This window comes from Bradyrhizobium sp. SUTN9-2 (genome assembly GCF_003122645.1).
GTDB classification, from domain to species: Bacteria; Pseudomonadota; Alphaproteobacteria; order Rhizobiales; family Xanthobacteraceae; genus Bradyrhizobium; species Bradyrhizobium yuanmingense.
Map to the genome: position 1 here is coordinate 7,776,013 of NZ_LAXE01000001.1, position 18,236 is coordinate 7,794,248.

The following is an 18,236-nucleotide window of genomic DNA, read 5'->3' on the forward strand; positions in this document are numbered from 1 at the left end:
AGTACAGCCGCCGCGTCGTCCGACGGCGGCGGCTGCGCTTTGGATCCGCAGATCAGCTTCCCGGCGGCGAATACGACACGTTTCGCGACCAGAGCAGAGACGTTGCCTCACGTTGCGCGATCAGCGCGCACTGAACCTTCGCTCGCGCGCTCTGTATAGATGATCGCTGATCAATTGCCGCAGCTTCGCCAAGTCATCGAACTCGAGCTGAACGGCGAACGGCACGATGCCGTCAGGCACGCCTGCGCGGCCGCGCAAGCGTGCAAGATCCTTTTCCGTGGTCACCAGCGTGAGCTGCTCGCGCTGCGCCTCGGCTGCGAGCGCTGCGATCTCGCCGTCCGAAAACATGTGGTGGTCGGCGAAGGCGCGCGTGCGAACGACGTCGATCCCGCTCGCACGCAGGGTACGAAAGAAACGCTCGGGATCGCCGATGCCGGCGAAGGCGAACACCCGCTTGCCGAGCAGCTGCGCGAGCGAGGCCGCATCCGGCATCAGGCGCGCACGCAGCTCGGGCTTGTTCCGCTTCGCGATCTCCGCCGCGACGTCGTTGGCGGCATTGCCGTCGCCGATCAGCACCAGCGCATCGGTGCGCGCGAGCTGCACCGCGAGCGGTGCGCGCAGGGGCCCTGCGGGAAACACCGCGCCGTTGCCGAGGCCGCGCTCGCCGTCGATCACGATCAGCGAGGCGTCCTTGAACAGGCGCGGATTCTGGAAGCCGTCATCCATCAGGATCACGGTGGCGCCTTGCGACTTCGCCAGCGCGACGCCGTCGAGGCGGTCGCGCGCGACCACGACCGGGACGTCGCGCGCCATCATCATGGGTTCGTCGCCGACGTCGGACGCATCGTGACGCTCGCGGTCGACCATCACCGGCCCCTTCAGGCGCCCGCCATAGCCGCGGCTGAGCACGACCGGCGTCTCGCCGAGCTCGCGCAAGAGCTTGGTCAACACCAGCACCGTCGGCGTCTTGCCGGCACCGCCGACATGATAGTTGCCGACACAGATCACGGGGATGCCGGCGTCCACGCCCTGGCGCAGCATGCGCCGTGCAGTGATCGCGCCGTAAAGCGCACCGAGCGGCCATAGCGCGTACGATTGAAGGGAGCGTGGCCGGTACCAAAAGGCCGGCTCACGCATTGGCGGCCCCCATCTCGATCCGCAACTGCAGCAGATAGGGCTCGAGCGCGGTCATGGTGCGATCGAGCGCACCGCCAAGCTGCTCGACCACGCCCGTGCCTACGCGCTGCATCTTGTCGCGCATGGTGGGATCGGCCAGCAACTGGCCGAGCTGCTTGACGAGCGCCTCCTGCGTGTCGGCTTGCCGCGCCCCGCCGCTGGTATCGAGCGCTTCATAGACGTCGGCGAAGTTGAACACGTGCGGACCGTGGACGATCGCGGCGCCCAGCTTGATCGCCTCGATCGGGTTCTGCCCGCCATGGTGGATCAGCGATCCGCCCATGAACACGATTCCCGAGAGCCGATAGAACAGGCCGAGCTCGCCCATGGTGTCGGCGACATAGACGTCGGTCGTCGCGGTCGGCAGCTCCTCGCGCGAGCGCAAGCTGGGCTTCAGGCCCGACGCCGTGACGAGGCCTGCGATCGATGAGCCGCGATCCGGGTGCCGCGGCACGATCACGGTGAGAAGCTGCGGGAAGAAGCCGACCAGGCTGCGATGCGCCGCGACCAACATCTCGTCCTCGCCCGGATGGGTCGAGGCCGCGACGATGATCGGACGCCCGCGCGTCATCGCCATCAGCCGTTCGAGCTTGGCGGGGTCGGCCGGCGGCGCGGGCACGTCGAGCTTGAGATTGCCCGTCGTCGCGACGTCGCGGCCGCCGAGCGCGGCAAAGCGCTCGGCATCTTTCTTCGACTGCGCAAGACAGATGTCGAACCGCGACAGCAGCGCCGAGATGGTGCCGTGCATGCGGCGCCAGCGCGGGAAGGAACGCGGCGACATCCGCCCGTTGATCAGCACCATCGGCACCCGGCGCGCCGCGCCGGCGAGGATCAGGTTCGGCCACAAATCGGATTCAATGAACAGCGCCAGCGACGGCTTCCAATGATCGAGGAAGCGCGCGACGTAGCGCGGCGAGTCATACGGCACGTATTGATGGATGACGTCGGGGGGAAAGCGTTTTGCGACGACCGCGGCCGAGGTGACCGTGCCCGAGGTGAGCAGGATGCGCAGATTGAGATCGCGCAGGCGCTCGATCAGGGCGGCCGCCGCCAGGACCTCGCCAACGCTGGCACCATGAATCCAGACCAACGGGCCGTGCGGCCGCACGTCGGCGGACAGGCCGCGCCGCTCGCCGACGCGGGCGGGATCCTCCTTGCCCTGCTTCAGCCGCCGCTTGATCAGCGCAGGCGCGAGTGGCACCAGGCCGGCGGCCAGGCGCCGATACATCCGCAGCGTGATCGGCAGCGCAATGGGCAGCGACTTAGGCATCTTCCGGTCCCGGGCGGCCGAGCTGCGCATAGGCGCGCCGGGTCGCCTCGTTCAACGTGTCTTCCAGCTCCTGCCGCAACGTCTCCATCATGGCGGCGTCGGCATCTGCGGGAACGTGGATTTCCTTGATGCCGACCAAAGCGCCCCGCCCGAATGGCAAATTGATGGTGGTGCGATCCCAGTTCTTGAGCCGGACGAAGCGGCTGGTCGCCATCGCGAAAGGCATGATCGGCCGTCCCGATTCCCGTGCCAGCATGATAATGCCGAGCCCGACCACGCGCGAGCGCTTGGGGACATCGGCGGTCAACGCGACATTACAACCGGCCTGGAGCGTCCGCACCATTTCCTTGAAGGCGCCGACGCCACCTTTGCGGTGGAACGCGCCGCCATGGTCGCCGGAACCGCGGATCGTGCCGATCCCGAGCCGCTCGGCGGCGATGGCATTGAACTCGCCGTCGCGGTGCCGGGAGATCAGCACCTTGGCCCGATAGGAGGCCTTGTTCTGGTTCTTGATGAAGGGCGTCAGGAAATGCTGGCCGTGCCAGAACGCGAAGATCGCAGGGAGCTGCGGCTCGACGCGCTCGTAGACGTCGGGCGGATCGAAGGTGAAGGTGTTGGTCCGCCAGACCAGACGCAGATATTCGGCCGCCAGGACCCCGACGGCACGCTGAAACCAGCTGCTTCGCAGCGTATTGCGAAGCAGTTTCTTCAACGCGCCGGTTCTTGATTCGGATCGAGCAGCCGATGCAGGTGGACGATGAAGTAGCGCATCTGCGCGTTGTCGACCGTGCTCTGCGCCTTGGCCCGCCAGGCGGCGTGGGCGCTGGCATAGTTCGGATACAGGCCGACGATGTCGACCTCGTCCAGATTCTTGAAGGTGTTGTGCTCGAGATCGACGAGCTCGCCGCCGATGACGAGGTGGAGTAGCTGTTGCGGGGCGCTATCTGGCATGAGTTCTGTTCCTAAGGGGCTGCCCGGCAAAGCAGTGTTCGAGAAGCACCACGAATGCGCCTTAGGCTATCGGACGGTTGCGAAAATGCGCGACAATGCCCGCATGACGTTCGCGTCCCGCTGCCACCAGCACCCCGTGCGCCACTTCCCGGCGGTTATAGAGGATGGGTTCTCCGGAGAGGTCGCTCATCCTACCATCCGCTTCCTGCACGATCAAATCGGCCGCCGCAAGATCCCAATCATGGCTGTTGCCGCCCGCAAATGCCGCATCCAGCGCGCCATCGGCGACCCGGCACAGCCGCAGCGCCAGCGAGCCGATCCGCCGGTGCAGCTTGATCTCGCCGAGTGACGGCTTCAGCCGCTCGACCAGCGGCTTCGGGCCGGCGACGCGGGCGAAGTCGAGTTCGGATCCGCCTGTCGCGCGCACCGGCTTGTCGTTGAGCGTCGTGCCCTTGCCGCGCACCGCGAAGAAGAATTCGTCGCTGGCCGGGGCGAATACTGCGGCGAGCACCGGCGAAGCGTCCGCCACCAGCGCCACGCTGACGCACCATTCGTCATGGCCGCCGAGATAATTGCGCGTGCCGTCGATGGGATCGACGATCCAGGTCAGCCGCCGCGACAGCCGCGCCGCATCGTCGGCGCTCTCCTCGGACAGCCAGCCATATTCGGGCGTTGCAGCACGCAGGCGCGATTCGAGCAGATCGTTGACGGCGATGTCGGCCTCCGACACCGGCGAGGACGCGCCCTTGGTCCACTTCCTCAGCTCGGTGCGGAACATCGACTGCGCCAGCGCGCCCGCCTCCCGCACCGTGTCCTTCAGCAGCGCCGCGTCGCGGGTCAGGAGGGTGTGGTCGAGAGAATGCGCGTCAGCGTCCGCCAAGCGTCAAACCCTCGATGCGCACCGTCGGCGCATTGATGCCGTAGCGGAATTCGAGATTGTTCGCAGGCTGCATCGACCTGAAGATCTCGAACAGATGGCCGGCGATCGTCACCTCGCTGACGGGATAGGTGATCTCGCCGTTCTCGATCCAGAAGCCGGAGGCGCCGCGGCTGTAATCGCCGGTGACGCCGTTGACGCCGGAGCCGATCAGGTCGGTGACGTAGAAGCCCTGCTTGATGTCGGCGATCAGCTCGGCCGGCGTTGCAGAGCCGGGCTCGAGATGCAGATTGTACGGCCCCGGCGAAGGCGAGGAGGACACGCCGCGATGGGCGTGACCGGTGGTGGTGAGGCCGAGCTCGCGCGCGGTGGCACAGTCGAGCAGCCAAGTCGTCAACACGCCGTCGTCGACCAGCGCGGTCCGCTTCACCGCGACGCCTTCGGCATCGAAGGTCTGCGAGCGCAGCCCGCGCTTGCGCAGAGGATCGTCGATGATGCGGATGTTCTTCGCAAACAGCTGCTGGCCGAGCTTGTCCTTCAGGAAGCTGGTCTTGCGCGCGATCGAGGCGCCGTTGATGGCGCCGACGAGATGGCCGACCAGCGAGCCGGCGACGCGCGGATCGAACACCACCGGGACCTTGCAGGTCTCGACCTTGCGCGGATTGTAGCGCGCCACGGTGCGCTCGCCGGCGGAGCGGCCGACGACCTCCGGCGACAGCAGATCGGCGCCATGCGGCGCCGAGGTGAAGTCGTAGTCGCGCTCCATGCCGGTGCCTTCGCCCGATATGGCGGTGGCTGAGATGCCCTGGCTGGAGCGCAGATAGGAGCCGTGGAAGCCGGTCGAGGTGACGAGCACCATGCCGCCGATGCCGGATGAGGCCGAGGCGCCGCCGGACTTGGTCACGCCCTTGACGCCGAGCGCGGCAGCTTCGGCCGCGAGCGCGCGGCGCTCGAGCTCGGTCGTCGTGGGCACGGCGGGATCGAGCAGGTCGAGATCGGGAAAGTCGCGCGCGAGCAGCGCGGGATCGGCAAGGCCGACATATTTGTCGTCGGGCGCGACGCGCGCCATCGCAACCGCACGCTCGGCGAGCTTGGTGACGGCATCGCCGCTGACGTCGTTGGTGGAGACCACCGCCTGACGCTGACCGACCAGCACGCGCAGACCGACATCGTCGCCCTCGGACCGCTCGGATTCCTCGACGCGTCCGTCGCGGACCTCGACGCCCTGCGAGACACCGCGCACCGCGACCGCGTCGGCCGCATCCGCGCCGGCGCGCTTGGCCGCCTCGACCAGCCGCTGCGCGAGATCGGAGAGCGCGGACTGATCGAACAGGTCGCGATTGGCGGAAGGCGAAAGCGTCGGGCTTGGTGAAGAGTTCACGAACGAAATCCTGTTGGGGCGGGTTCGGGACCGGAACCCACAGATGTGCCCTGATAGCGCGGACTTCAAGCATTTTCAGCCCGCCAAAAGCTCAGATTCGCGACGTCGGCGCAACGTCTCGTCAATCATGCACGCCAAGGTCTTGTCAATCATGAGGAGCGAGTGACGGTGGGTTAACCAGCCTTTTTAAGCGGTTTCGGACCGCCCGGCGCTAAGGTCCTCGCATCGACCGGGAACATAATCCTGGCGGGGAGAACAAAGCCGTGAGGCGTCAAACAGCAACATGCGGGGCCCACCCCGCCGGGTCGAGCCGCTCCTTGCGGCTCGACCCTCTTTCCCTTCCGGTCCGCTTCGATGCGCATGATCCGCGCGCCGACGGGCATGTCAGGCAGATCGAGCTTCATCGCGAGCGTGTCGTGCTGCGCCGTGCCGTGCGCGGCATGCAGATGGCGATCAACGTGCGCGTCGCCGACTTCACCGGCGTTGCGCTCCGCGGCAATGACGAGACGCAGACGCTCGTCCTCGTGCATCGCGATCCTTCGCTGTCCATCCCGCTGCTGATCAGCACTGACGCGGACGAGATCGCGCAGGCCTGGGCGATCTGGAGCGAGATCTTTGCGCTGCCGCAGCTCGACGAAGGCGCGCGCAAACCCGCACCGCGTCGCCGCCGCACCAACGCGATCCGCGCCCGTCGTCCGAAATTCTTGATGCGCCGGCGCACCGCAATGGCGCGCGAGCTGCCGGTTCATCAGGGCGAGCGCGAGATCATCGCGAGGAATTAACGGTGCCGTAGGGTGGGTTAGCCCGAAGGGCGTAACCCACCTCTTTGCTTTCCGCGCAGATAGGAGTTGGTGGATTACGCTTCGCTAATCCACCCTACGCATTTCGCGTCACGCCGCCCGCAGCACCGCGTCGGCGAGCAATCCCGCAAACAGCAGCAAGCCGGCATCGCGGTTCGACTTGAACAGGCGCAGGCACAGCTCGGGATCGTTGATGCGCAGCCGCACGATCTGCCACACCAGATGCGCGGCGAAGGCGGCAAGCCCAAGCCAGGCCGGCCAGCGCGCATCGCCGGATGCCAGCGCGACGCCGATCAGCATCACCGCGAGCCCGTAGAACAGGACCAGCGCCTGGCGCGTATGCGCGCCGAACAGGCGCGCGGTCGACTTGATGCCGATCAACGCGTCGTCCTCAGTGTCCTGATGCGCGTAGATGGTGTCATAGCCGATCACCCAGGAGATCGCGCCGGCATAGAGCACGAGCGCGGTGGCGTCGATGCGGCCGAAGGTGACGGCAAACCCCATCAACGCGCCCCAGGAGAAGGCGAGCCCGAGCACGATCTGCGGCCACCAGGTGATGCGCTTCATGAAGGGATAGATCGCGACGATCAAAAGCGAGGCGATGCCCGTTGCGATCGCGAAGCGGTTGAACTGCAACAGCACCGCAAGACCGACCAGCGCCTGCGCGACCATGAAGACCAGCGCCTGCCTAGTGGTCACCTGCCCCGACGGCAGCGGCCGCGACCGCGTGCGCTCGACCTTGTCGTCGAGGTCGCGATCGGTGATGTCGTTCCAGGTGCAGCCGGCCCCGCGCATGACGAAAGCGCCGATGAAGAACAGCACGATGGTGAGCGGCAGGCCGCGAATGTCATGCGCCATGCCGGCGGCCAGCGCCGCCGACCACCAGCATGGCATCAGGAGAAGCCAGGAGCCGATCGGGCGATCGAAGCGGGACAGGCGCAGGTAAGGCCGCGCCCATTGCGGCGCGAGCGTATCGACCCAGTTGCCGGTAGAATCGGCAACGCGGGCGGATGTATCGCTCATCTCGTTAGGACGTTGCCGTTGAGCGTATCGAAGGTGCTGCCGCCCTTCTTGCCGGCATTGGCCTCCGGCGCCGAGCCCGAGCCCAGCACCTCGCTCAGCGACGGACCGGCCGGACCGCGCGGCTGGTTCTGCATCTGCTGCGCGACGTTGCAGACCTTCGTCGCCATGGCCTCGGTGTTCTTGTGACCATCCTTCAGCTGTGCACCGATCTGCGGCGGGATTCCACATTTGGCGGCGTTGGTCTCGATGTACTTGATCATCTTGACTTCAGCCTGGCTGAAATTGCGGATCAGCTTGCAGGCCTCGTCCGGCGGCGCGTGACGGTCGCTCGCGGCCTTGATCAGCTTGCCGCGCTTCTCGGCTTCCTCGCGCAGCGGAATGAAGGCCTTCATGCAGTCCTCGCCGGGACCAGCCTGCGTCGGCGGAGCCGCGCTGAAGGCGCCCGCGCCGCCGATCGGGGCAGCACCGTTCACCGGAAAGGACGATTGCGGAGGCGCACCGAGCGAAGCGGCCGGTGCCGAACCGTTGACCGGAGGAAATGGGGAATTGGCGGCAGGCTGGTTGGGCAGCGGCGCCGGGAACGCGCTTTGCGCAGTCGCGCCCGCAGCACCCATGGCCACCATGGCGGCAGTGATCGGAACCATCAAATGGCGGATCATCAAGACAGTCTCTCCGGCAGGAGCTTACGGGTTCAGGGCTTCCCAATTGAAGCGCGACCAGCGTGTTCGCGTTTTTACGATTCCCGCCGGCGCTTAACAACCCGTGGAATAGGGCGAGAGCGCGGCGCTGGGACGCACCAGTTCGGCAATATTTACCCCCGAAATGGCGCCTTTCGGTTAAGAACGGCCGGTAATCGGATCCCAAGCGATGCCTTCCCACGATTTTCGCGCCCCCCGCCTGTTCGTCGATGCCACCCTGGCCCAGGACGCCAGGGTGCCGCTCGACCGCGACCAGAGCAACTATCTCGGCAATGTGCTGCGGCTGGCGGCCGGGGCCGAGGTCCTGGCCTTCAACGGCAGGGATGGCGAGTGGCAGGCCGCCATCGAGGGCCGCAAGCGGCCGGACGGCCTCGTGATCCTGCAGCAGACCCGGCCCCAGGACCATCTCGCCGACCTCACTTACGTCTTTGCCCCGCTCAAACATGCCCGGCTGGACTACATGGTGCAGAAGGCCATCGAGATGGGCGCCGCCGCCCTGCAGCCGGTGCTGACCCGGTTCACCCAGGCGTCCCGGGTGAACACCGAGCGGATGCGCGCCAATGTGGTCGAGGCGGCCGAACAATGCGGCATCCTCAGCATCGCCAGCGTGGCCGAGCCGGTGCCGCTGGAGCGCTTCCTGAGCCAGCGGCCCGCCGACCGCCTGCTGATCTTCTGCGACGAGGCGGCGGAGGTCCAGAATCCCATTCAGAGCCTGCAAGGCGCGCGCGAGGTCGGACGCGGTATCGACGTGCTGATCGGCCCCGAGGGCGGTTTTGCCGAGGAAGAGCGGGCGCTGTTGCTGCGCCAGCCCAAAATCCTGCAGCTGGCGCTCGGCCCCCGCATCATGCGGGCGGACACCGCCGCCGTGGCCGCGCTGGCGCTGGTGCAAGCGGTGCTGGGGGATTGGCGCGGCAAAAGCGCCTGATCCTGCGCATTGCCCACCCGTTAAGCGATTGATCCTTTGGAGGTCGAAACCGCTGTCGGGCCATGCTAAGGGCTGCGCCAATTCGCCTCCCCTTGCCTACCCGGTTCCGCCGGGACGATGGACCCGTGAGATGACCGCGACTGCCACCTCAAATGCTGCCGGCTCCGCCGCCTGGGCGGATACGCTGCTCTTGTCGTTTGCGCAGGCCGGCTACGTCAGGGCCGAGCCCGCCATCCTGCAGCCGGCCGAGCCGTTCCTGGACCTGTCCGGCGAGGACATCCGCAAGAGCCTGTACCTGACCACCGACCTCTCCGGCGAGGAGCTCTGCCTGCGCCCGGACCTGACCATTCCTGTCGCGCGCGACTATCTGGCCTCGGGGCGCGCCGGCCAGCCGGCGGGGTTCAGCTATCTCGGTCCGGTGTTCCGCTACCGTAGCGGCCAGGCCCGTGAATTCCTCCAGGCCGGTATCGAATCGTTCGCCCGTCAGGACCGCGCCGCGGCCGATGCCGAGATGCTGGCGCTGGGGCTGGAGGCGACGGCCGCCTTCGGCGTCCGCGACGTCGAGATCCGCACCGGCGATGTCGCCTTGTTCAATGCGCTGCTCGACGCCCTCAATCTCTATCCGGTCTGGCGGCGCCGCCTGGTCAAGGATTTCAACCGCAAGATCAGCCTGGAGCAGGATCTGGAGCGGCTGGCGGCCGCGACCACCGCGACGCGCAGCGAGTATGAGGGCGTGCTGGCGGCCCTTGCCGGCTCCGACCGCAAGGCGGCGCTCGCCTTCGTCACCGATCTAATGTCGATCGCCGGTACCACCAACGTCGGCGGCCGCACCACGGCCGAGATCGCCGACCGCTTCCTCGAGCAATCGACGCTGAAGGGCGGCGCGCTGCCGCGCGAGGCCATTGCCGTGCTCAAGCGCTTCTTATCGATATCGGGCAATCCAGACGATGCCATCGCCGAGCTGCGCGCACTCACCACCGACGCGAAGCTCGATCTCGCGTCCGCGATCGATCAGTTCGAGAGCCGGGTCGGCTTCATGGCCGCCCGCGGCATCAACGTGAGGCAGATTCGTTTCTCGACTGCCTTCGGGCGCGGGCTCGATTATTACACCGGTTTCGAGTTCGAGCTGCATCACAGCGGCAACGGCACCGAGCCGCTGGTCGCCGGCGGCCGCTACGACGGGCTGATGACCCAGCTCGGATCAGCTGAGCCGATTCCGGCGGTCGGCTTCTCGGTCTGGGTGGAGGCGCTGAACCGGATCGGCCGCAAGGTGGGAGCTTAAGTCATGAGCGCGCCATTCGTTCTGGCCGTTCCCTCCAAGGGCCGCCTGCAGGAGAACACTGAGGCCTTCTTTGCCCGTGCCGGCCTCAAACTGTCGAAGGCCGGCGGCGCCCGCGACTACCGCGGCACCATCGCAGGCCTCGACAATGTCGAGGTCGCCTATCTCTCGGCGAGCGAGATCGCCGCGCAATTGTCGCGCGGCTTCGCGCATCTCGGCGTCACCGGCGAAGACCTGGTGCGCGAGAACATCGCCGATGCCGACAAGCGCGTGTCGCTGATCGACGGGCTCGGCTTCGGCTATGCCGACGTCGTCGTCGCGGTGCCGCAGGCCTGGATCGACGTCCGCACCATGGCCGACCTTGACGACGTCACCACCGGCTTCCGCGAGCAGCATCACATGCGGATGCGGGTCGCGACCAAGTTCGTCAACCTCACCCGCGGCTTCTTCCAGGCTCACGGCATCAGCGATTACCGCATCGTCGAAAGCGCGGGCGCCACCGAAGGCGCGCCAGCGGCCGGCAGCGCCGAGCTGATCGTTGACATCACCACGACCGGGGCGACGCTCGCTGCCAACGGCCTGCGGGTGCTCGACGACGGCGTGATCCTGCGCAGCCAGGCCAATCTGGTGGCCGCCAAGGAGGCCGACTGGTCGCCGCAGGCGCGCGAGACGGCGCGTGTCATCCTCGATCACATCGCAGCACGGGCGCGGGCCAACAAGTACCGCGAAGTCCGCACCCGCTTCCGCCAATGCGATGCCGCCCTGCTCGGGGAAGCCCACAGCCGGTTCGGCGTGGAGGCCCCGTTCGGCGGTCCGACCTCGTCAGGCATGCTGACCCTGCACTGCCCACCGGGGCAGCTCTACGCGCTGGCGAGCTTCCTGCGCGAGCATGGCGCCGAGACCGTCTCGGTGGTGTCGCTCGACTACGTGTTCGACCGCGAGAATCCGCTGTTCGCCAGGCTGGAGGCGTTCCTGCGGCGGTGAGCCCAAGGTTTGTTCAGCTTTGCGACAGCAAACGGCAGCTACCATATGCGGTTGAGAAGACCTAAACACCTCTGGAACCTTGATCGATGACGCTGGGCTCTGACGTATCCGGCATGACGACCACCGCAGCCAGCGCAGCCGCGAAGGGGCTGTCGATCGTCGTTCCCGTCTACAACGAGGCGGCGGGCCTCACCGCTCTGCACCAACGCATCTGCGAGCTCGCCAAGACCCTGCGGCAGCGCTATCGCCTGTCCTGCGAAGTCGTCTATGTCGACGACGGCAGCAAGGATGCGACGCTGGCGATCGCGCGCTCGTTGCCGGCCGACGCCATCGACGTCCAGGTGGTGTCGCTGTCGCGCAATTTCGGCAAGGAGGCCGCGCTGATGGCGGGCCTCGACCATGCCCGCCTCGGCGCGGTGATGTTCATGGACGGCGACGGCCAGCATCCGCCGGCGCTGGTGGAACAGCTGGTGCGGCACTGGATCGATGACGGCTATGACGTCGTCTATACCGCCAAGGCGCATCGCGACAACGAGTCCTTCCTGCGCCGGGTCGCGGTGCACGGCTTCTACGCGCTGATCAATTGGGGCGCCCGCCAGAAGATTCCGGAGGACGCCGGCGATTTCCGCTTGCTGTCGCCGCGCGCGGTCGCGGCGCTGAGGCAGCTGCCGGAACGCAACCGCTTCTTTAAGGGCCTCGCCAGCTGGATCGGTTTCCGCCAGATCCGCGTCGACTACGAGCCCGCAGCGCGTGCCCATGGCGTCACCACCTTCAACGCCGCGAGCCTGCTTGGCCTGTCGATCGAGGGCCTGACGTCCTTTTCAGTGGCGCCCTTGCGCTTCGCCAGCCTGCTCGGCGTCATTCTCGCAGGAGGCGCCTTCCTGTTCGGCCTTTCGATCCTCTGGGAAGTGTTCACGACCGGCAAGCAGGTGCCCGGCTATCCCTCGCTCGTGATCGGACTGATGACGATCGGCGGCGTGCAGCTCATCATGATCGGCATCGTCGGCGAATATATCGGCAAGATCCTCTCCGAGCTGAAGGCGCGCCCGATCTACTTCGTCGCCGAGCACAGCGAGAAGCATTCCGAAGCTGATGATGCCGCGAGCAGGACGGCAGCCGAATGAGCGTGGCCGCGAGCCCGCGGCGGATCTGGCTCTGCGCCGACGATTACGGCATCAGCCCGGGCGTCAACCGCGCCATCCGCGACCTGATCGAACGCGGCCGCCTCAATGCGACGTCGGTGATGATGGTGGGGCCCGCGATCGCGCGCGGCGACGTCGAGGCGCTGCAGGCTTCGGCAAAGCAAAGCCCGCGCTGCGCGATCGGGCTGCATGTGACGCTGTCGGCGCCGTTCCGGCCGCTCACCATGCATTTCCGCCCCTTGGACGGCGACATGTTCTTCGCCTTTCCCAAGCTGCTGCGCGCCGGTCTGATGCGCCGGCTCGACCGTGAATTCATCCGCAACGAGGTGAAGGCACAGCTGGCCGCCTTCATGGACGCGTTCGGACGCACCCCCGACTTCGTCGACGGTCACCAGCATGTGCAGCTCTTCCCGCAGGTGCGCGACGGTTTTGTCGATGCGGTCAGCGAAGTCGCGCCGAACGCCTGGGTGCGCCAAGGCGGCCGCGACCTGCCGCTGCGGCAGCGGCTGGCCTCCCCCAAGGCCATGGTGCTCGATATCCTCAGCGCGCAATTCCGCCGCCGCGCCGGCAGCGCCGGCCTCAGCTTCAACCCCGGCTTCGCCGGCGCCTATGATTTCACGCGCGCCGCCGATTTCGGCGCGCTGATGCAGCAATTCCTGGACGGCCTTCCCGATGGCGGCCTCGTGATGTGCCATCCCGGCTTTGTCGATGATGTCCTTACCGGCCTCGACCCCATGACCGACGTGCGCGAGCGCGAGCACGCCTATCTCGCGGGCGATGCCTTCGCGCGCCTGCTGGCCGACAGCAACGTGACACTGCAGTGAACGGCGAAAAGCGGCCCAGAGGCAGCTTGTCGCATACCGAATTTTAATCCGGCCGGCACTGTTGGGGCCATAATGGAACCCTACATCTCCTCTCGCGCTTGGTTTGGCGCGAAGGAGACAGATCATGACGCCGCAGGAACGCCAGCTCGTCGACGACCTTTTTGACCGGCTTTCTAAGCTGGAGAATGCACAGCGCGATCCCGATGCGATCGCCGCGATCTCCGACGGGCTGCGCAAGGCGCCCGGCGCCATCTACGCGCTGGTGCAGACCACGCTGGTCCAGGACGAAGCGTTGAAGCGCGCCAATGCCCGCATCCAGGAGCTGGAAGCGGCCCACGCGCCCGAGCAGGCGCAGTCCGGCGGCTTCCTCGACACCATGCGCGACACATTGTTTGGCGGCGGCCCGTCCCGCGGCTCGGTGCCGAATGTGCCGCAGCGTGAGCAGCGTCCGGCTTGGAACACCGGCCAGGCGATGCCGCAAGGCCAGCCGGGTTACGGCGCGCCGCCTTACGGACAGGCTTACGGCCAAGGTCCGGGTCAGGGCGCTCCGCCGATCGGCGGTGGCGGCGGCTCGTTCCTCGGCACGGCGGCGGCAGCCGCGGCCGGCGTCGTCGGCGGCTCGCTGCTGCTCTCCAGCATCCGCGGCATGATGGGCGGATCGCACCAGCAGGGTTTTGGCGACAGCAACGCGCTCGGCGACCGCAGCGCTGGTGGAAGTCCTTGGGGCGGCGGCGATCAGTCCGGCGGCTCGCTGGCGCGCGAGGCCGGCCTCGATGACATTGGCTCGAACCGGGAATCCCGCCAGGGCTTCTTCGACCAGGCGTCGAACGAGCGCGACAACTACGACCAGAACTACGGCAACGATCACGACGACAGCTTCGACACGGCCGACAACAGCGATTTCGGCGGCGACGACGACGGCGGCAGCGATTACGCGTAGGCCATTCGACCGACAGATGTGGAACGGCCGCCTCCGGGCGGCCGATTTCTGTTCAAGCAGAGCTCAACGCACTTCTGCTCTGCCACCACACGCCATGATGCCATTCGATATAATATGACTAGTGCGTGCGTTGTCGGACAGCACCGTGCAGAACGTCACGAGGTGCGCCTGACTTCACCATGCCGGGCGAAATCGTCCTCCGACACACGCCGCCGTAGACTCCCGGATTTCCAAATTTGGACATGGGTGTTCAATTGGAAGAACACACTGCTTATGCCACACATCGTGGCTGCCTCTCTTGGCTACAGTCGGAGGTTTTAAGAATGAGTTCACTTCAACAGCGCATCGCGACCCTGAGCGACGTCACGACCCATCTCATCACCGAATTGTACGAGTTGGAGGGACTGCACGAGCGCCTCAGGAAGGCAGAGCTGTCGGTGCGGCGGCTGAACCGCTCGGCTCGCGCACCGCATTCGGCTTCATCAGCTCGTCCTCGCCGCGCCGCTGTCCCTCGTCGCGGGTCGAGGCACCGTCAGCGGACGTAGGACTATTCAGGCGGACGTTTGGCGGCGGCAGCGTCCCTTCGACGCCGCGCATTTCGAGCCGACGCGGCACCCGGACTTGATCGCTCCATCGAGCGCATGACGCTTCACATCACCACGACCTTGGTGCCGACATTGACGCGGCCGTAGAGATCGATGACGTCCTCGTTGCGCATGCGGATGCAGCCGGAGGAGACGTTGGTGCCGATGGTCCAGGGCTCGTTGGAGCCGTGGATGCGATAGAGCGTCGATCCCAGATACATCGCACGGGCACCGAGCGGATTTTCCGGGCCGCCTTCCATGTGCCTGGGCAGATCGGGCCGGCGCGCGAGCATTTCCGCCGGCGGCGTCCAGTCCGGCCATTCGCGCTTGGCGGTGATCGATTTCACGCCGGACCAGGTGAAGCCGGGACGACCGACGCCGATGCCGTAGCGCAATGCCCGGCCGTTGCCCTCGACGAGATAGAGGAACTTGTTCGGCGTATCGACCACGATCGTGCCGGGACTTTCCTTGCCGCTATAGTCAACGAGTTGTTTCTCGAATTTCGGATCGAACGGACGCTGCCGCGGATCGACCGCCTCCTGCTGCAGAGACGCGCCCTGCTGATATCCGCCTTGTTGATACCCACCTTGCATCTGCGGCTCGCCCATCGGCGGCAGGCGCCGCTGGTCGTAATAGCCCGGCTGCTGCTGATACACCGGCTGCTCCGGCGCGTAGGCCGGGCCGCGGCCGGGGCCATCGCCGAACAGGAATTCGATGAAGCCGCCGCCCATGTTGGAATGGGACGCCACGCGCACCGGCGCCGGCGGCACGCGCGGCTGGTACAGCACCGCGGGCGGATCGTTCGGCACGCTGTTGTCGAAGGCGCCCGCGTCGTTCGCGCCGGCCATGAAGGTGCAAGCGCTGCCGAGCAGCGCGACAGACATTTTCTTGAACATCGACGTACTCTGTACTGTTTCGTCTAGATCACATGCGTCGTGGAGAGCCGGTGGCTGATCCGCGCTCTTCGACGTGGTCAATAAAAAGCAAAAGCCGTTTTGTTTGGTAAACGGACAGCGCGTTTGGATTCACCACGTCGCGAGCGCGCCTGCAATTTGGCGATCAGCGTTTATTTTCGATGAACGCCGCGCGGCCATGGTTAATCGCTTCTTTGCGCCGCGTCGCGCGCGGCCGATCAGCAGTTCCTGCTGTGAACTTCGTGTTAAATCGCTTCTGCCTACAAAGACGCGTGAGTGAGGTGGGGGGAGTATCCTGATGGCTGTTCACCGCAAGCGTTTTCGCGTCGAAGATATCGTCGGTGGCGAGATGCCCATTGTAGACGTAACCGAAGAGGCACTCCCGATGCATAGCGAGATCATGGCCGAGCTGCGCGCGATCCGCGCCCAGATGGCGAAGGGCATCGTCGCGGCCCCGCTGTCCGGCAGCGCTGCCATGGCGGCGATCGACGCCTCGACCGCGCACGAGCTTGCCGAAGCGCGCACCATGCTCGAGACCTACCGGGCGCAGATCGAGCAGTGCGAGAAGCTGAAGGTCGAGCTCGACCTCATCCACGACGCCATCGACCGCACCAAGCGCGAGATCGCGACGCTGCACGGCAAGAGCTTCGACGGCGGCGAGATGGCCAAGGTCAACGGCGAGCTCGGCGCGGTGGTCGGCGGCACCGAGCAGGCGACCCAGCAGATCCTCGAAGCCGCGGAATCGATCGACCAGGCCGCCAGCGCGATGTCGAAGGTGGACTCGATCGATCAGCAGAAGCGCCTTGCCGACGACATCCAGGAACGCGTCATCTCGATCTTCGAAGCCTGCAACTTCCAGGACCTGACCGGCCAGCGCATCAGCAAGGTCATGGGCACGATGAAGTTCATCGAGCAGCACATCAACGCGATGATGGAGATCTGGGGCGGCGTCGACGCGATCAAGTCCCATGTGCCCGCGCAGGTCGACAACCGCAGCGAGGAGGAGAAGCTCCTCAACGGCCCCAAGCTCGCCGGCGACGTCGGCCACGCCTCGCAGGACGACATCGACGCGCTGTTCGACTGAGCGGCGACGACATCGGAATAACAAAACGCCGGCCTTGGGCCGGCGTTTTTTGTTTTGGCCGGTGCAGATCGTGAACTCTTCTTCCCTTCTCCCCTTGTGGAGAAGGTGGCGCGAAGCGCCGGATGAGGGGTTCTCTCGACTCGCAAGACCGTTCGTGAGGAGATAGACCCCTCACCCGTCTCGCCGCTACGCGGCGAGCCACCTCTCCCACAAGGGGAGAGGGTAAGAGACCGTCACGCCCTCGGCGCGCAGCGGACGTAGACCATGTTGCCGTAGCGGGTGCCAGCGTCCTTGTCGATGAAGCGGGTGATCATGACGCGACCGTCGAAGGAGACGATTTCGCGGTCCTGGTCGCCGGGGGTCGGGCCGGCCGGCCCGATGTAGTTCTTGCCGCTCGGCGAGCCCTTCAGCCGCAGCTCCTGCGGCGTCGCCTGGTCGGCGAGATGCATGATCACGCCACCGGAGGAACCGGCGGTGATCACGTAGGGGTTCCTGCATTGCTCACGCGCCATCTTCTCGGTGCGGGCGCGATCGGCCGGGTTCTGGAACGAGGCGAGGCCCCAGCGGCCGACGATCTCGTCGGCGCGGATGCTGGCGGGCATTTCCGGAGCGACGCCAGGTTCGGCTTCGGGCGGCGGCGGGGACGACGTGAGGGACGGCAGGTTGAAGCCGCCGCCGCAGGCGCCCAGCAGCAGCGCCAGACAAGAGGCGGCCGCCAGATTGGCAACCGTGCGCGCGTGAGCCGAACTGATCATGGCATTCCCCCGAACAAGACCATGGCCGCACCCCTCCCGCAGCCAAGCGCAAAACCGCTGCCGGAGCAATGACGTCGTTCTTTACGGCGACGCCCCGAGCGAGTTTCCAATGCCACCATCCTATATCCGCCTCAACAATCGCTTAACCACCTTTGCTTGACAGGATCGCGGCCAAGCCATATTTCCGGACCCACTATTAGCACTCGGAAAGCCCGATTGCTAAGCGCGCCGTTCGATCCTCGACGAGAGGGGGACGGAAGCGCCGCCCCACCGACCCCACTACTTCCGAAGCGAGCCTCCAAAGGGAAACGTCATGGCTAAATCCAAATTTCGTCCGCTGCATGACCGTGTCGTGGTCAAACGTATCGACGCCGAGGAAAAGACCAAGGGCGGCATCATCATTCCGGACACGGCCAAGGAAAAGCCGTCCCAGGGCGAGGTCGTCGCCGTCGGCCCCGGCGGCCGCGACGAGACCGGCAAGCTGATCCCGATCGACCTCAAGGTCGGCGACCGCGTGCTGTTCGGCAAGTGGTCGGGCACCGAGGTCAAGATCGACAACGAAGAGCTCCTGATCATGAAGGAGTCGGACATCATGGGCGTGCTGGCCTAAGGCCGTCCGCCTGAACAGC

19 protein-coding genes are annotated in these 18,236 nt (G+C 66.2%); 9 read left to right on the forward strand and 10 right to left on the reverse strand.

Features of this window, described 5'->3' with window-relative positions; all coding sequences use genetic code 11:
• Positions 1–120: 120 nt before the first annotated feature.
• The 6 genes from lpxK to XF30_RS36080 form a co-directional block, all read right to left on the reverse strand.
• Positions 121–1,137: a tetraacyldisaccharide 4'-kinase gene (gene lpxK, locus XF30_RS36055; RefSeq protein WP_109145344.1), complete on the reverse strand. Its 1,017-nt coding sequence runs from the start codon at positions 1,135–1,137 to the stop codon at positions 121–123.
• Complete coding sequence (locus XF30_RS36060) at positions 1,130–2,476, reverse strand: 3-deoxy-D-manno-octulosonic acid transferase (RefSeq protein WP_109145345.1); 1,347 nt, start codon at positions 2,474–2,476, stop codon at positions 1,130–1,132. Before XF30_RS36060 ends, lpxK begins: the two co-directional genes overlap by 8 nt.
• On the reverse strand, positions 2,439–3,158 hold the full coding sequence (locus tag XF30_RS36065; protein WP_036039958.1) for a lysophospholipid acyltransferase family protein: 720 nt from the start codon (positions 3,156–3,158) through the stop codon (positions 2,439–2,441). The genes XF30_RS36060 and XF30_RS36065 overlap by 38 nt, the downstream gene beginning before the upstream one ends.
• Positions 3,155–3,397, reverse strand: a complete 243-nt coding sequence (locus XF30_RS36070; protein ID WP_036039955.1) for a DUF4170 domain-containing protein — start codon at positions 3,395–3,397, stop codon at positions 3,155–3,157. Before XF30_RS36070 ends, XF30_RS36065 begins: the two co-directional genes overlap by 4 nt.
• 61 nt (positions 3,398–3,458) lie before the next feature.
• A complete protein-coding gene (locus XF30_RS36075; RefSeq protein WP_036009209.1) occupies positions 3,459–4,277 on the reverse strand; it encodes an inositol monophosphatase family protein in 819 nt (272 codons plus the stop codon).
• Positions 4,264–5,655, reverse strand: a complete 1,392-nt coding sequence (locus XF30_RS36080) for a TldD/PmbA family protein (RefSeq protein ID WP_036027073.1) — start codon at positions 5,653–5,655, stop codon at positions 4,264–4,266. The genes XF30_RS36075 and XF30_RS36080 overlap by 14 nt, the downstream gene beginning before the upstream one ends.
• A gap of 263 nt (positions 5,656–5,918) precedes the next feature.
• On the opposite strand from XF30_RS36080, the gene XF30_RS36085 reads away from it, so the two are divergent.
• Positions 5,919–6,437, forward strand: a complete 519-nt coding sequence (locus XF30_RS36085) for a DUF6101 family protein (RefSeq protein ID WP_109145346.1) — start codon at positions 5,919–5,921, stop codon at positions 6,435–6,437.
• Positions 6,438–6,545: 108 nt separating this feature from the next.
• Here the strand turns inward: XF30_RS36085 and ubiA are convergent, their stop codons facing one another.
• Together ubiA and XF30_RS36095 are read right to left on the reverse strand one after the other, a co-directional pair.
• Complete coding sequence (gene ubiA, locus XF30_RS36090; RefSeq protein ID WP_109145347.1) at positions 6,546–7,478, reverse strand: 4-hydroxybenzoate octaprenyltransferase; 933 nt, start codon at positions 7,476–7,478, stop codon at positions 6,546–6,548.
• Positions 7,475–8,137 (reverse strand): hypothetical protein, encoded by a 663-nt coding sequence (locus XF30_RS36095; protein ID WP_109145348.1) that lies wholly within the window; start codon positions 8,135–8,137, stop codon positions 7,475–7,477. The genes ubiA and XF30_RS36095 overlap by 4 nt, the downstream gene beginning before the upstream one ends.
• Before the next feature lie 208 nt (positions 8,138–8,345).
• Between XF30_RS36095 and XF30_RS36100 the strand changes: the two genes are divergently transcribed.
• The 6 genes from XF30_RS36100 (at position 8,346) to XF30_RS36125 (ending at position 14,270) form a co-directional block, all read left to right on the forward strand.
• Positions 8,346–9,101, forward strand: coding sequence for a 16S rRNA (uracil(1498)-N(3))-methyltransferase (locus XF30_RS36100; protein ID WP_109145349.1), 756 nt, complete (start codon positions 8,346–8,348; stop codon positions 9,099–9,101).
• 130 nt (positions 9,102–9,231) lie between these two features.
• Positions 9,232–10,383: an ATP phosphoribosyltransferase regulatory subunit gene (locus XF30_RS36105; RefSeq protein ID WP_109145350.1), complete on the forward strand. Its 1,152-nt coding sequence runs from the start codon at positions 9,232–9,234 to the stop codon at positions 10,381–10,383.
• Between the two features lie 3 nt (positions 10,384–10,386).
• Positions 10,387–11,364, forward strand: a complete 978-nt coding sequence (gene hisG, locus XF30_RS36110) for an ATP phosphoribosyltransferase (RefSeq protein WP_036014272.1) — start codon at positions 10,387–10,389, stop codon at positions 11,362–11,364.
• An 86-nt stretch (positions 11,365–11,450) separates the two neighbouring features.
• Positions 11,451–12,488, forward strand: coding sequence for a glycosyltransferase family 2 protein (locus XF30_RS36115; protein WP_109145351.1), 1,038 nt, complete (start codon positions 11,451–11,453; stop codon positions 12,486–12,488).
• Positions 12,485–13,330, forward strand: a complete 846-nt coding sequence (locus tag XF30_RS36120; protein ID WP_109145352.1) for a ChbG/HpnK family deacetylase — start codon at positions 12,485–12,487, stop codon at positions 13,328–13,330. Before XF30_RS36115 ends, XF30_RS36120 begins: the two co-directional genes overlap by 4 nt.
• Before the next feature lie 124 nt (positions 13,331–13,454).
• Positions 13,455–14,270, forward strand: a complete 816-nt coding sequence (locus tag XF30_RS36125; RefSeq protein ID WP_036014279.1) for a DUF2076 domain-containing protein — start codon at positions 13,455–13,457, stop codon at positions 14,268–14,270.
• A 649-nt stretch (positions 14,271–14,919) separates the two neighbouring features.
• Here XF30_RS36125 and XF30_RS36135 read toward each other — a convergent pair.
• Positions 14,920–15,750 carry a L,D-transpeptidase gene (locus XF30_RS36135; protein WP_036014283.1) on the reverse strand — a complete coding sequence of 277 codons (831 nt, stop codon included), beginning with the start codon at positions 15,748–15,750 and terminating at the stop codon, positions 14,920–14,922.
• A 316-nt stretch (positions 15,751–16,066) separates the two neighbouring features.
• On the opposite strand from XF30_RS36135, the gene XF30_RS36140 reads away from it, so the two are divergent.
• Positions 16,067–16,852, forward strand: a complete 786-nt coding sequence (locus XF30_RS36140) for a protein phosphatase CheZ (protein ID WP_109145353.1) — start codon at positions 16,067–16,069, stop codon at positions 16,850–16,852.
• Positions 16,853–17,085: 233 nt separating this feature from the next.
• Here the strand turns inward: XF30_RS36140 and XF30_RS36145 are convergent, their stop codons facing one another.
• Complete coding sequence (locus tag XF30_RS36145; protein ID WP_036014287.1) at positions 17,086–17,607, reverse strand: hypothetical protein; 522 nt, start codon at positions 17,605–17,607, stop codon at positions 17,086–17,088.
• 313 nt (positions 17,608–17,920) lie between these two features.
• Here XF30_RS36145 and XF30_RS36150 point away from each other — a divergent pair, with 313 nt between their 5' ends.
• Positions 17,921–18,217, forward strand: coding sequence for a co-chaperone GroES (locus tag XF30_RS36150; protein ID WP_025033779.1), 297 nt, complete (start codon positions 17,921–17,923; stop codon positions 18,215–18,217).
• Positions 18,218–18,236 lie beyond the last annotated feature (19 nt).